At 59.4% G+C, this 12,719-nt stretch carries 11 protein-coding genes; 1 reads left to right on the top strand and 10 read right to left on the bottom strand.

Translation table 11 applies throughout. The features are described from left to right. Positions 1-10: 10 nt before the first annotated feature. Positions 11-1,201, bottom strand: coding sequence for a spermidine/putrescine ABC transporter substrate-binding protein (locus OPIT5_27015; protein ID AHF93323.1), 1,191 nt, complete (start codon positions 1,199-1,201; stop codon positions 11-13). Between the two features lie 84 nt (positions 1,202-1,285). On the opposite strand from OPIT5_27015, the gene OPIT5_27010 reads away from it, so the two are divergent. Continuing rightward, positions 1,286-2,236 carry a transcriptional regulator gene (locus OPIT5_27010; protein ID AHF93322.1) on the top strand — a complete coding sequence of 317 codons (951 nt, stop codon included), beginning with the start codon at positions 1,286-1,288 and terminating at the stop codon, positions 2,234-2,236. 284 nt (positions 2,237-2,520) lie between these two features. Here OPIT5_27010 and OPIT5_27005 read toward each other — a convergent pair whose 3' ends face one another. The 9 genes from OPIT5_27005 to OPIT5_26965 form a co-directional block, all read right to left on the bottom strand. Further along, positions 2,521-3,255: a hydrolase GDSL gene (locus tag OPIT5_27005; GenBank protein AHF93321.1), complete on the bottom strand. Its 735-nt coding sequence runs from the start codon at positions 3,253-3,255 to the stop codon at positions 2,521-2,523. 128 nt (positions 3,256-3,383) lie between these two features. Further along, on the bottom strand, positions 3,384-4,418 hold the full coding sequence (locus tag OPIT5_27000) for a LacI family transcriptional regulator (GenBank protein AHF93320.1): 1,035 nt from the start codon (positions 4,416-4,418) through the stop codon (positions 3,384-3,386). Positions 4,419-4,446: 28 nt separating this feature from the next. Next, positions 4,447-4,962, bottom strand: coding sequence for a DNA-binding protein (locus OPIT5_26995; protein AHF93319.1), 516 nt, complete (start codon positions 4,960-4,962; stop codon positions 4,447-4,449). Between the two features lie 215 nt (positions 4,963-5,177). Continuing rightward, the gene (locus OPIT5_26990; protein AHF93318.1) at positions 5,178-5,414 is read right to left on the bottom strand and encodes a hypothetical protein; all 237 of its coding nucleotides are present in this window, start codon (positions 5,412-5,414) and stop codon (positions 5,178-5,180) included. Between the two features lie 204 nt (positions 5,415-5,618). Beyond that, positions 5,619-5,732 carry a hypothetical protein gene (locus OPIT5_26985; GenBank protein ID AHF94791.1) on the bottom strand — a complete coding sequence of 38 codons (114 nt, stop codon included), beginning with the start codon at positions 5,730-5,732 and terminating at the stop codon, positions 5,619-5,621. A 41-nt stretch (positions 5,733-5,773) separates the two neighbouring features. Continuing rightward, a complete protein-coding gene (locus tag OPIT5_26980; GenBank protein AHF94790.1) occupies positions 5,774-6,679 on the bottom strand; it encodes a hypothetical protein in 906 nt (301 codons plus the stop codon). Positions 6,680-7,114: 435 nt separating this feature from the next. After that, positions 7,115-8,557: a tat (twin-arginine translocation) pathway signal sequence gene (locus tag OPIT5_26975; GenBank protein AHF93317.1), complete on the bottom strand. Its 1,443-nt coding sequence runs from the start codon at positions 8,555-8,557 to the stop codon at positions 7,115-7,117. 48 nt (positions 8,558-8,605) lie between these two features. Continuing rightward, entirely contained in the window at positions 8,606-9,352 is a 747-nt protein-coding gene (locus OPIT5_26970) for an N-terminal cleavage protein (protein ID AHF93316.1), read from the bottom strand. 19 nt (positions 9,353-9,371) lie between these two features. Then, entirely contained in the window at positions 9,372-12,707 is a 3,336-nt protein-coding gene (locus OPIT5_26965) for a hypothetical protein (GenBank protein AHF93315.1), read from the bottom strand. Between the last annotated feature and the right edge of the window lie 12 nt (positions 12,708-12,719).

The following is a 12,719-nucleotide window of genomic DNA, read 5'->3' as shown; positions in this document are numbered from 1 at the left end:
TTGTCCGGATTCAGCTGCGGGTGCGCTTGGCTTCGTTGTAGATCGAGGTGAGCAGGTCGTTGTCGGGCACGACCTGGTAATCGACGCTGCGGTTCATCTCCTCTTCGAGGCTGTCCCACTGGATGGCATCGAGTTCCTGTTTGCTGAACTTGGCAAAAACTTCGGGCTGCGCCATCTGCGAGACCGGATTGAAGGTGCCTTCGGCAAAGGCGACGGCTTTGCAAATATCGGGTTTTTGCACGAATTCGAGGAAGTCGGCGGCGCGCGGGCTGAGATCCGGATTGTTGACGAGCGAGGTGAGCTCGAACCACTGCATGGCGCCCTTGCCGTCGACCGGGCCGCGGAGCGGGGAGATGCCGCGCACTTCGGAAAATCCTTCGTGGCGGGCGGTGGACGCGGTGTAGGTGCCGCCGGAGAAGTAGCAATCGATGTCGCCGTTGACGAGGGCCTGGTTGAGTTGCACGAGGTCGCCGGAGATCATCTTCGCGTTGGTGAAGAGTTGTTGTGCGGTCTTGCGGTAGAGCTCGATTTCCTCGGGCGTGTGCACCTTGAACGGGCTGAAGCCGGCGGTGAAGCAGAGGTGCATCACGTTCCAGTTGTCGTAGGCGAGGATGCCGTAGCGGTTTTTCAGTTTCGGATCGAGGAACATCGGAAAACCTCCGTCCTCGGCGGCGGCGCGGGAGATTTTTTTGGTGTTCACGACAAAAGAGAACGGGCCGAAACGCTGGATCATGCCGAGCAGGTCCTTGCCGTCGGGCGAAAGGGCGAAGGGGTTGATGCCGGTCTTCTTGTCGTAGAACCAGGGGAGCATTTTTTCCAGGTGCGGTTCGAAGCGCGCCTGGTTGAGGGGAACGATGAGCTTTTCGGGCCACATTTGTTCGCGAGCCCAGCACTGGTTGAGATTGATGAGATCCCAGACCTTGAGTTCGCCGGCGCGGAGCTTGTTGATCATGCTCGGGTCGTCGGTGCCGGATTCGGCCTTGAGCTTGATGCCACGGAAGGCCTTGCGGAAGGGGCCGAGCACTTCCTCGGTGTTGTAGCCTTCCCAGCAGAGGATGTTGAGTTCGTCGGCGCGCTTGCCGCCGCTCTGGGCGAAGGCGCGGGAGGAAAAGGAAGGGGAGAGGGCGAGCCCGGCGGCGAGACCTCCTGCGAGTTTCATGAAATCACGACGGTTGAGATGGCGTGCGGTGGTGGTGCTCATAGGTGAATGACGTTTTTTTCGTGTCACCTTGAACCAGCAGGCATGATACCAGCTTCGGAAGGGTCACAGCTATCCTGTCCATAGATGCCATCTATTTTATACGATTCGGTCGAACTGCGTCATCTGCTCTACTTCCGGGCGGTGGCGGAAGCGGGGAGTTTCACGCGGGCGGCGGCGGTGATGGGGCTGCGCCAGCCGACGCTCTCGCAGCAGATCCAGCAACTCGAGGGGAAGCTGGGGGCGCCGCTCTTTCATCGGGCGCGGCGCATGTGCCGGCTGACGCCCGCCGGCGAGATGCTGCTGCCGTATGCGCGGCGGGTGCTGGGCGAGATGGAAAACCTGCGTCAGTCTCTCGACGACCTGAGCGGGTTGAAACGCGGCTCGCTGACGGTGGCGGCGCTGCCGGTGCTCTCGCACCGGGTGATGCCGGCGGCGGTGGCGCGGTTTCATACGGAGCACCCGGAGATCCGCGTGCGGTTGCTGGAGCTGTCGGTCGACGACATGGAAGCGGCGCTCGTGCAGGGCACGGTGGAGATGGGCATCGGCTACATGCCCACGGGGGAGCGCAGCTTGCGGGCGCAGTTGCTGTTTCAGGAAGAACTGGTGGCGGTGGTGCGTGCGGACGATCCGCTGGCGGGCCGCGAGACGGTGCCGCTGGAGGAAGTGTTGCGGCGTCCGTTGCTGGCGTTGCCGCCGGGACACGGCACGCGGACCCTGACGCTCAACGCATGCGCGGTGGCGCGGCGGGTGCCGCGGTTTGCGATGGAGATCGGTTCGGTGGAGGTGCTGCTGCGCACCGTGAGCGAATGCGGCGGGCCGGGTCTGGTGCCGTCATCGGCCTTGTGGGGGCGCGGCCGGGAACTGGCGGGTTGCGTGGTGGTGCGGATCGTGCGTCCGGTGCTGAAGCGGCAGGTGGGTTTCCTGAACCTGCACGGCGTGCACACGCGGCCGGCGGCGGAGGCGTTTGTGCCGATCGTGCGCGAGGTGGTGAAGGCGGCGGAGCGGGGCGCGCGGAAGAACGAGCGGAAGGAGTAACCCGCCTGCTTCATACGGAATCCGGACGGCGGCAGAACTGCCTGTAGCTGCGAACGTATACCTGTGTCCCGAAGGTTGTTGATTTTACACAAAGATCGCAAAGGTCGCGAAGGAGATAGCTGGGCTCTTTGCGGCCTTTGTGTAAAAATCCGGAAGCTTTGGGCCTTTGGTATTACGTTCGCAGCTACGATGCAGGCGCTTCCGCGTATGAACCAGGCAGGGTAGCGGAAGGCCGGAGAGGCGGGGAGGGCAGCCGCGATTTCAGATTTCAGGGGGCCGGAATTTCAGAGCGTCGGGCCCTGGTCGGGGAGGGAGCGGGACACGAGTGCGAGGGCGGCCGGGAGAAGTTTTTGCGCAATGGCGGCGTGGCCGGCGGCATCGGGGTGGACGCCATCGGCGGTAAGCGATTCGGGGGCGATGAGGTTGTTGAGCGAGGCGAAGGATGCGTCGAGTTTTCCGGCGAGTTTCCGGTACGCGGTTTCGAGAGCGTTGATGTTGGCTTCGCGTTCGTTGGCGATGGGTTTCGAGGGGCCGAGCGCGGACTTGTTGATATTGGTCGGGGCGACGATGAGCACGGGCAGCGCGTCGCCGTAAACGGCGCGGGCACGTTCGACCATCCGGGTGAGGTTGGCGACGGCATTGGGCACGCAGTTGCCGGACGTGTCGCGGGCATCGTTGGCGCCGAGGGCGATGACGAGCGCGTCGATGTGGCGATGGCGGGCGAGGACGGTGTCGAATTCGCCGAGGCTGTCGGTGGGACGGCCGCCCTTGCCTTCGTTGACGAGGCGGAGTTTGCCGGCGGCTGCGGGCGCGGCGTTGATGCGGTTGAGCCACATCGCGCCGGGATTGCTGGTGGCGAGCGACTGCCCTTGGGTGATCGAGTCGCCGAAGACAAGGACGACGGCAGGTTGCGATGATGTTGCGGGGCTGTCGGTGGCCGCGGCAGCGCCGGTGTGCGGAACGAAGGGAAGCATGGCGAGAAAGAGAGCCGGAAGGGAACGGCGGCGAAGGAGATGCATGGCGGGCAATGGGCGCAGAAGACGGGCAGGGAAGGCCAGAAAAAAGCGAGGAAAGCCCTGTCTGCTTCCGATCCGGATTGTGGCCATGGTGAGGTGGCAGAACGACGAAAACGATGATCGGATTCCGGTCAGAGGGCGCGTGTGCTTTCGCGTTCGACGAGACGGCCGTCAAGATCGATACGGGTGTCGAGAGGGAGGGGCTCGAGCCCGCGGATGAGACGGTAAACCTGGCGGGCGGCCTCGTAACCGAGAGTGCGGTTGGGGATGTCGATTACGGTGACGGGCGGCTGGAGGAAGGCGGTTTCCGGATAATCGTCGCACGAAATCACGGACAGGTCGCGCGGGACATGGATGCCGATCCGGGAAACACCGTGTAACAGTCCCACAACTACCGGGTGGTCCATGACGAAGACGGCGGTCATGCGCGGATTCTCCCGGACAAGATTTTGGATGGCATCGCTGCCGAATTGCAGGCCGGTCTTGTCGGTGCCTTCGCGGGCGACGCGTTTTTCATCGAAGGCGATGCCCGCCTCTTCCAGCGCGCGCCGGTAGCCCGCGAATCGCGCCTGGCCGGATACGCCGGCGGGCGGGCTGACGAGCACGCCGATCTCGCGGTGGCCCCTGTCGATCAGGTGGCGGGTGGCGCGGTAGCCGACTTCGTCGTTATTGACGGTGATGACGTTGTCGCGATGCGCGGGCGTGGTGCTGAGGAGGGCGCAGTGGGGAAAGCCTTCGGCCTCGAGCCGGGAGAAGTAGTGGCTCTCGTCGTTGGAGCGAAGGATGACGGCGCCGTCGATGGAGCGGCGGCGCAGCTCGCGGACGATGTCGCAGGCGTTGAGCCGGTCGATGGTGTCGGCGTAGATGCTCATTTCGAGGCCCTCCTCCTGCACGTATTGGGCGACGCCTTCCATGACGGTCGAGAGAAAGAGGCCGAAGTCGAGCGTATGGCCGGGGTATTGCTGGATGAGGACGCAGATGTTGGGCACCTTGCGGCTGACGACGCGGGGTTTGAAATTCCGCCTGGCGGCGAGGTCGCGGACTTTTTTGCGGAGTTCCGCGCTGATCTCCGCCGATCCGCGCAGCGCCTTGCTGATGGTGGCGACGGAGACGCCGAGTTCGTCGCCGAGACTGTAAACGGTGGTGCGCCTGGGTTTGCGTGGCATGGGAGGGAAGTCTGACGGGGAGGCGAGGTCAGCGGCGTCCGCCAAATTGCCGGACGATGTCCGCCGGAGTCCGCACAAGTATGGTGCTCACATCGCACTCCCGCAGCGCAAGGCTGAGCAGGGTTGGATCCGCCCCGCGAATGTGCTTGTCGGAGGTCAGCAACAACGCGCAGTTGGCGAGAGCTGCTTCCGCCAAAATGCAGGAATCGTTGATTTCGTGTTCGGGGATCAGTCCTTGGCCGCGGAGTTTGTCTGCGGTGTTTTTGATGATTCCGTGTCCCACCGGGATAAAATCGAGCGGACGGAATTTCCAGACCCGGACCAGGCTCTGCATGACGGTGTTTGCCAGTGTCCTGTCCTTTTCGGTGTCTCCGTGCAGAGAGATGAAATCGAGTTCGTCAACGACGGTCGGCACTACGACAAACTCAACTCCCGGAACCCTCTTGCGGAAAATGGCCACTGCATCGTGCGCCTTGTCCCTGGGCACGGCGAGGTCCATGAGAAGGTTGGTGTCAACGGCGACGAGCGTGGACCGTGCGGGCATCTGTGGAGGGAGGGAGGCTTCCGTAGATAATGCTCATGGCGCGCGCACGATGCGCCTGACGTTGTTCATCTGTCAGGAGGTTTGCGCGCGCCCGGTATTTTGCCGCGAGAAGCGCCCCTTGCGAGGGAACTTCTTTTTCGGACTGGGCAGGCTTGCGTGCGGACATGCGAGTAAAGTCTCCGCTCATAGGAGGGGCGTCAAGCGGTTTGCCGGAATCAACCACGATGTTTCTTGGCCAGGCGGCGGCGGATCTGCTCACGATGGGTTCCTTTTTTCTTCGTCAATTTTGCCGCGCCAAACACCCCCCGCATTCCTGTAAACGACTTTCGCTGTTCGCCGAGTGTTTCAACGTAGCGCTGGTTGTCGGCTTCAATGATGACACTTTCGCCTTTGTCCGCGGCTTTGCGTGCGCTTTTGAAGCTGCGCTGGAACTCTGTCAGGGGCGTGTTTATGCACAAATCTGATAATCTGATTCGAGAGGGTGTCAAGGGATGTGAATCCCGGTGGCAGTGTGATATCATTCAAGCAGGTTGATAAGGGCGTATTGGGATTTAATTCCGTGGAGTTCGACAGAGACGCTGGGTTCGTCGCCGAGACTGTAAACAGTAGTAATCCTGGATTTACGAGGCATGGGTGGAGAAGTGGTGTCGCGAGGCTCAGATCATCATCAGCGCCGTGGTAATTTTGTCGGGAAACAATTCGTGAAGGTCTTTATAGCGCACCCCCATAGTGTCGCGTCGGAGTGGATGGGCTTGTCCGGTGAGGTTCATCGATTGTTCAGTGGAACCAATTCCGTTCAGATTCTGGCCGCTCATGGGTCAACGCTATACCATCCCGGGGCATTGTTGGTCAAATGGGACGACCGAGTCTGTGTTTGATAAGTGGATGTGCCATTCGACAATGTAATAGTGTTCTCTGATATAACCCCCCCGTAGCCAGGCTCGATCTTGGCATATTCCCCGGGACTGCTCACCTGATCCTGTAAGTGCCTTATGAACTGTGCCCCGCCCGGCGTTCCACCACTGCCGCCTTTGATTCCATTACCATAAATCGTGTTATTTATAAAATACAAAGGCCTGTTTTCAAAACCCCATGTCGGGTTTCTATAGATCAGGATCGCGGCGCCGTCATTGGTATGGAGGGTGCAATTGCTAACGGTGATGTTTTTGTTTGCGCTTTCGAAATCGATGGCAACCCCGTCGGGGCTGAGTTTGGTGGGGTCGGATGGGTCGGCGGCCCGGAAAGTATAGGCTATGCCGCAGTTATCAATGATCAGATCACGGACATTGCCCAGGTAAATCGCGCAGGAACCCGCCGGCCTGTAGCCTTTGCAGGTTCTCCAAATGGAGCAATCGGCGATCAGGCCTCCGTTGGTGGTGTCCGTGATCCCGATGGCGCCTCCATTCATTTCGGACAGGTTCGAGTTTATTATCGTGCTATTGTAGCAGCGGGTCAGTTTTATGCCGGTTTGGGATTGGGAGAAATTGCAATGCGATATTTGAACATCATTGATCCTCCGTCCGGACATTGCCTGGAACTTAACGCCGGCATGGCTTAAATGTGAAAAATTGCATGCATGGATATAAAAAAAGTCTTGGACGGCTGTAATATTGGAAGGATGATAACAGTGAAGCCCGATCTCGGCATTTCTGAACGACAAATTATCGAATTTCCAATAATTGACGCTGGGGGCGATGTCTACAATACACGCAAGCATTTGGTCGCCTGCTGCGGAATATTCATTCTCAGGGATACCTGTGCCATCGAGGATCGGTTTGCTTCCAGTGTCGTATGATGTGACTGTAATTAATCCAGTGGTTGAGTTTGTGCCCGAGCTGGAAATTTTCCATGCGTGTCCAGCGAACGTTTCTCCTGCTTTGAACTTGATCGTGTCACCGGGACTGAACGTCATGGTCGACAATTTATACAACGTTCGGAAAGGCGTTAGCGTGCTTGTTCCTGAAAAGGAATCGTCTCCGCTCAGGCTACTTACGTAATATGTGGCGGCATCGGCGTGGCTTCGCGCAAAGACGTTCAATAAAGCCAATAATATGCATAAAAATAGTCTGTTCATAATTTTTTAATTTTTTATTCCTTCAAAGGAAAGGGAATACGCTCTACGATAAAGTTTCCGATCTCGGTGAAATGCGGCTTATCCTGAGCCGTGAACATGTAATCCGGGTGAATGAAAGGCAGGAGTCCCCTTTCCTGAAGGGTTATGCCCCGGGAGTTCGACCTTGTTCGTGGGAGATTCCTGGTCGGGCAGGTAAGCGCCTTCCGCTTTCAGGCGTTCACGAAGACGATTCGTGTCCACCGCATGTACGTCTGAATCGTGGTTATTCGCGGCCAAAGCGGCAGCGAGGCCCGCAGCCTCTCCCATCACCAGACACACGGGCATCACACGGATGCTGCCTTGCACGGGACGGTCCGCCGAAACGCAGCGGCCTGCCACGAGAACGTTGCGCAATCCTTTGGGCGTCAGGCAACGATAGGGGATACCGTGCGACTCGCCGGGACCGTAGTGGGGAAATCGTTGCTTGGTTTTCGCGTCCTTGGGCCGAGCTCGGATTTCGTCAAGCGAGGCGTGAATGTCGATGAAGTAGCAGTTGCGGGCAATTTCGTCGGGGAAGGTGCGGCGTTCCAGCCAGTCGTCCACAGTAAGCAGGTAGTCGCCTACAATACGACGGGTTTCACGAACGCCAACTTGTGTACCGGTGCTTACCAGAAAAGCATCACCATAGATTTCGGGCTGAAATTCGGCGAGGGCGCGGCGAAAGGCTTCGGCGATGCGACGCCCCTTGATGGCGGCGCGCGAGAGAGAAACGGGATCGGTGTTGTCCACACCAACGTGTCCCGCATTAAAGCCGAAGGTGCCGGGGCCGATTTTGATCTGGAGGCAGTGGGTATCCTCAATTTCTGGATACTTGCCGGAGGCGATGATCTCTTTGATGAGGAGAACAAGCGCGGGATCGCCACGTTCAGTGAGGAAACGTTTGTAGGCTGTTTCGTTAACGTTGCTGAGAATGAAGCAAAGGGAGCCTGGCTGAAGTTCTCCGCGGGCATCGCCCTTGAGGACGGGTGCCCCGGCCCAGGCGGCAAGATCGCCGTCGCCAGTGCAGTCGATATAGACACGGGCTTTCAGCCGGCGCAGACCGCTTTTGCCGGCCACCAGAATGCTGGTGACAGTGGTGTTGTCGGGGGTGTCAACCGCAGCGAGAAAGGTTTGGAAACGGATATCGGCACCATATCCGGAGACGAGATCATCGTAAACGCGCTTCACGTGCTCGAAATTGATGGGCGTCCAGCCGAAATACAGGGGTTGTACGTGATCCATTCCAATGCGGGAGCCGTTGATGATCTTTTCGGCAAGACCGCGGTAGATGATCTCTTTTTTGTCGGTCAGCGGAGCCCAGATGGGCACAAGTCCTGTGGTGCTACAACCGCCTAGCGCCTGAGTTTGTTCGACAAGGAGGGTGCGGGCTCCTTCGCGGGCGGCGGCAGCAGCGGCTGTGCAGCCGGCGGGGCCTCCGCCGACTACGATGACATCCCAGCCGTCTTCAGAGGGGAGCGTGGCAAGATCAGGTTTGTGAATCATAAGGTGTTGTTGATTTCTTTCTTTCGGGAACGCCGCTGTTCCGCGGCTTCATTTGTCGTATTGGGGGTCGCCACCAAGGACGTAAGTCGTTTCGTCGGCTGGCATATATTTGGGTGTGTCGCGCCGGATATCGGCGTAGAGGAGAGTGCTTACTTTTTCGCGGGTAACGTTGCCGGCCAAACGGACAACGCTGATTTTCCCGGAATGGGGTTTCGGGGTTTTTTTAAGGGAGTCTTTCGATCCGGAGATGGCATCACCGTCGAGCCATTGCGCTGTCGAGCAGGTCGCCAGAATCTGGCGGGAGGGTTGCGTGATGGAGGTGACGGGCTTTTGGGAAATGAATGCATTGAAACCGTATATCCAATGCGTCTCTTTCCCGTTTTTATCGAATGTTCCCGGACAATCGAGGAAATGGATTCTTTGCGCGCTGTCTTTGATGGAAACGTTGAAGTAGTTGATGAGATCGCTGTGGGCATAGGAACCGGCCGTGTTTGGGAATACGCCTTTGTGCTCCTCGGCATAGAGTTGGGTCGCGATGGCATATTGGCGAATCGTGGCGGAGCATTTGGTGTCGCGGGCCGATTGTCTGACTCGCGCAACCGTCGGTATCAGAATTGCAGCTAAAATTCCGATGATGACGATGACCGTGAGCAGTTCGATCAGGGTAAAGGCGGAAGCGATGCGGCGGGCTTCACGTGAAGCCCTTGCCGGAGACGTCGTTTCGCTCTGTCTCCGGCAAGTAAAAATCCATCGCGGCTCGGTCAGGGTAAACGTTTTGTTGCCGGGATGATTCATGGTTTGGGGAGGGGGGGAGTCAGGGTTTGGCGGATGGGAAATGTATCTCGATTTTGCCTCCATGGGGAAGTGGAATGCGGTGGCGGTTGCCGTTTGACTGGATACCGGCAAGGGGTTGCTCGCGGTTGTCGAGTCGAAGGGTTGAGGGGGGGGCCGGCGCGTGGATTTCCAACTCGAAGGGATTTGGGTTTTCCATGTCGAGGGACAACTGACGTGCGGCGTGATCGTAACGGGATTTGACGAAGCGGGCGGGTTCCCAGCCGACGAGGTAAACCCCGGTTTCGTGGGCGGTGTAGGTGCCGAACATGCCGGATGCGTAATAGGGCGTGTGTTTTTGTTTGAGGTGGGCGAGCCAGGTTTCGAGGTCGTTTTTCAGGGCGTCGGCAGGCCAGTCGGTGAGCCAGGCGCGGTTGGCGATGTGGGCGGCGCTCCGACTCTGGTTGTAAGCCATTTCCCGCCAGCCGCTGAATTGTTTGTCCATGAAGTCGCGTTGGAAGTGGGTGAAAAATTCGGGGCCGAGAATGTTCAGGTAAAAGTCGTACATCTCGGGCATTTCGCCAGTCCATGTCAGGCACATGGCGATGTGATCGAGGCCGCCGGTGTGTTTGGGCGAGGCGCGCTCAATGGCGGGTCCGTCCTCGGCGAAACCAACACCAAAGAGGCGCGGGTATTTGGTTTCCGGATCGAGATAACGGGGGAAATTGAAGCGGAGGGCGGTGGCGGCGGCAATCTTGGTCTGGAGGTAGGCGATGCGGGCGGCGTCGTCTGTCTGGCCGAGGACTTGCGCCATGCGGTGCATGGCGGCAACGCCGGCATAGGCGATGGTATCCATGTCAATGGAGCCGTATTTGACGGCTTCGCGGGAGGTGGTAGCGGGGATGGCCCAGTCGTTGAGGATTTCGAAGATGCGAAGTGTTTCCATCATTCGTGGCCAGAGGCGGCGGACGGTTGCCCAGTCGCCGGAATAGAGGGCGTAGAGATAAGTTGAATACGCCGCTTGGCCGACGTTGGAATTGGGGTCGCCAAACATGACGGGGAGGGTGGAACGGTCGAGCCAGCCCCGAAGTTGATAGGGTTCCTGGGTGAAGAGTTCGCGGCGGAGTATCCAGGAGGAGGGGGCATACATGCGCTCGACGTTGAGGTGCGCGAGATCGAGGAGGGACTGGAGGGCTTGGGGTTGGTGGAAGCTGCCGCCGATGATGCCCTGTGTCCATCTGTCCTGGTAGGCAAGGATCCAGGGGTGGTTGGTGGAGCGAGTGGCAAGCGGGGGGTGTATTTTGGCGGTGATGGCGTCATTCATGGACTGGTAGGTGTCCGAGAATTCCGCGCGTTGCGGCCAGGCGGCATGGCGGGCGGGGATGCGGGGGAGAGTGTAGTCGAGCGTGGCGCCATCGAGCCAGCGGAAGGGGCCGATGGGGGTTTTGAGGTTGGTCTCGGCGCTAGTGCCGGAGTCGGCGGGAATGCCCTGCCATTGGAGGGAATCGCGTGCCCAGCTGTAGATGGGGGGGAGGGGGGCATAGTCGGTGGTTTGCCAGGCGGGGTTGCCCCAGCGTTCGTAACGGAATTCGTTGCGGATGCGCACGGCGTCGTCCTCGACAAGATAGTATTCGCGGCAATCGACGGGGTAGGTGCGGAGCATCCGGGCAACTTGTCGTGCCCGGTTGGATACGGACTCGGGTTTCCAGCCTTCGTTGAGGAGTCCGTGGAAGGCGCTGGAAAAACCCCAGCGGGCCGGGGGGAGGCGCAGGGAGGAGGAGGTCCATTCAATGGGCGCGGAGGTGTCTGCGGTGAGCAGAAGCGCCACGGCCTTGTCTCCCCAGAAGGTGGGTTTGCCGTCGGCAATGCCCCAGATGGCGACGATCCAGGGTTCGCGCAGGTTCTGGATTGTTTGTGGTTTGGTGAAGAGACCGTGGCTGGTGAGGATGGCGGAGGGGCCGATCATGGGTTTCCCGGATTCGGTCGCATCGGGTTTCATGAAGCGGGCTTCATCTTCGTCGGGCGCGCCACTGCGAACAGGGAGTTTGCCGCCACCACGGGAACTGAGGGTGAGGGTCTTGGGAGTGTCGATGAGGAATCCGGGGGCGAGGAGGCCGGTGGTGACGCGGAGGACTGTGTTGTCGCGTCCGCGTCGTTCGTTAATCATGGTTGTCCAGTTGGCAGTGATTTTTTCCCGCTTGGGGTTGTAGGTGCCAAGTTTGACGCGCCAGAGTTCGCCTGTGCTGTCGGTGGTGTCGGCTTCCTGTCCTTTGACGTGGAAGTCGAAATCCTGTCGGCGATAGAGGCTGTCACCATTGGCGGTGTAAACGCGTATCCAGTTTCCACTGACTACTTCGTTGATGAGGCCGTTGTAGGTGGAGTTGCTGAAGCGTCCGGCGGTGCGGTAGCTGTGCCCTTCGGTCCAGGTTTTGCCGTCGATCTGGCGGGTGGGAAAGGTAATGGGCGGGAGCGCTTCCCAAGGGGTTTCGGCAACAGGCGCCGGAACCGCTTCGACGGCGATGAGGCGGATGGGCGTTTGCTCGTCAGGACCACTGAGCATGAGGGTTTCAAGATGACGGGGGCGAGGCTCATAGCCGTAATCCTCGGCTGGTTTGAGGCCGTCAAGTGAAAGGGTGTAGGTATGTTTTCCCGGCTGAAGCGCGATGGGCGGGTGGGCGAAGCGCAGTGCGCGGTGCTTGCTTGTGTTTCCGATTGCGAAGACGGCGTTGGCGGTGGTGGCAACGGGGGTTTCGATGGTGATGCGGAGGTTGCGTTGGTGGTCCTGGAGGGGGGGAGCGAGGAGGCTCCATTCCGTGGTGCCGTAAAGGGATTCGCCGATGCCGCCAAAGCCACCCCAGGGGTGGATGCGTTTGGCGTCGCTGTAGATGTCGAGGACTTGAACTTCGAGTTGGGTGAGCGTGCGGTTGAGTGAGACAGACTGGATCTTGCCCGGTGCGTTTTGGAGTGTGACTTCGAGGGTGTCTTTGTCGTCGAGGCGAAGTTTGAGTTTTTTCGGGAGCGCCCAGTTGTCCCAGCCGCCTTGCAGAAAAGCGAGTTGGCGGATGGTGCGTGGCGTTTTGAAGGTTAGTGTGGTTGTGCTGCCTTTGAGCTTGGGAAAGCGGGTGCTGGTGGAGGGTTTGCCATCCAGCAAGCCGGCGGTGGATTTTCCCTGGTCGGGGGCTGAGGTTGTGATTGAGGCGATCTCGGCATCAGTCCAGGCAACCCAACGGCGTGGGGGATCAAATTCGGCGTTCAAAACGAGCGGGCCAGCCTCGGCTCCACTGGATGTGGAGACAATGGCGAATGCCGCAGCAATGGCCGATGTTGTCGTGAGAAGGGCACGGCAAATGCGTTGTTGGATAAGCTTGAAGGAGATCATGAAAGTGAACGG

Source organism: Opitutaceae bacterium TAV5, from assembly GCA_000242935.3.
GTDB lineage: Bacteria > Verrucomicrobiota > Verrucomicrobiia > Opitutales > Opitutaceae > Geminisphaera.
This window is presented reverse-complemented; position numbering and strand designations above follow the sequence as displayed.

What these genes read in the sequence shown, in the direction of transcription:
- OPIT5_26970 (AHF93316.1), bottom strand. Translation starts at nt 9,352, where the DNA reads ATGAATCATCCCGGCAACAAAACGTTTACCCTGACCGAGCCGCGATGG.
- OPIT5_26995 (AHF93319.1), bottom strand. Translation starts at nt 4,962, where the DNA reads ATGCCCGCACGGTCCACGCTCGTCGCCGTTGACACCAACCTTCTCATG.
- OPIT5_26985 (AHF94791.1), bottom strand. Translation starts at nt 5,732, where the DNA reads ATGAACCTCACCGGACAAGCCCATCCACTCCGACGCGACACTATGGGG.
- OPIT5_27000 (AHF93320.1), bottom strand. Translation starts at nt 4,418, where the DNA reads ATGCCACGCAAACCCAGGCGCACCACCGTTTACAGTCTCGGCGACGAA.
- OPIT5_27015 (AHF93323.1), bottom strand. Translation starts at nt 1,201, where the DNA reads ATGAGCACCACCACCGCACGCCATCTCAACCGTCGTGATTTCATGAAA.
- OPIT5_26980 (AHF94790.1), bottom strand. Translation starts at nt 6,679, where the DNA reads ATGCTTGCGTGTATTGTAGACATCGCCCCCAGCGTCAATTATTGGAAA.
- OPIT5_27010 (AHF93322.1), top strand. Translation starts at nt 1,286, where the DNA reads ATGCCATCTATTTTATACGATTCGGTCGAACTGCGTCATCTGCTCTAC.
- OPIT5_27005 (AHF93321.1), bottom strand. Translation starts at nt 3,255, where the DNA reads ATGCATCTCCTTCGCCGCCGTTCCCTTCCGGCTCTCTTTCTCGCCATG.
- OPIT5_26965 (AHF93315.1), bottom strand. Translation starts at nt 12,707, where the DNA reads ATGATCTCCTTCAAGCTTATCCAACAACGCATTTGCCGTGCCCTTCTC.
- OPIT5_26975 (AHF93317.1), bottom strand. Translation starts at nt 8,557, where the DNA reads ATGATTCACAAACCTGATCTTGCCACGCTCCCCTCTGAAGACGGCTGG.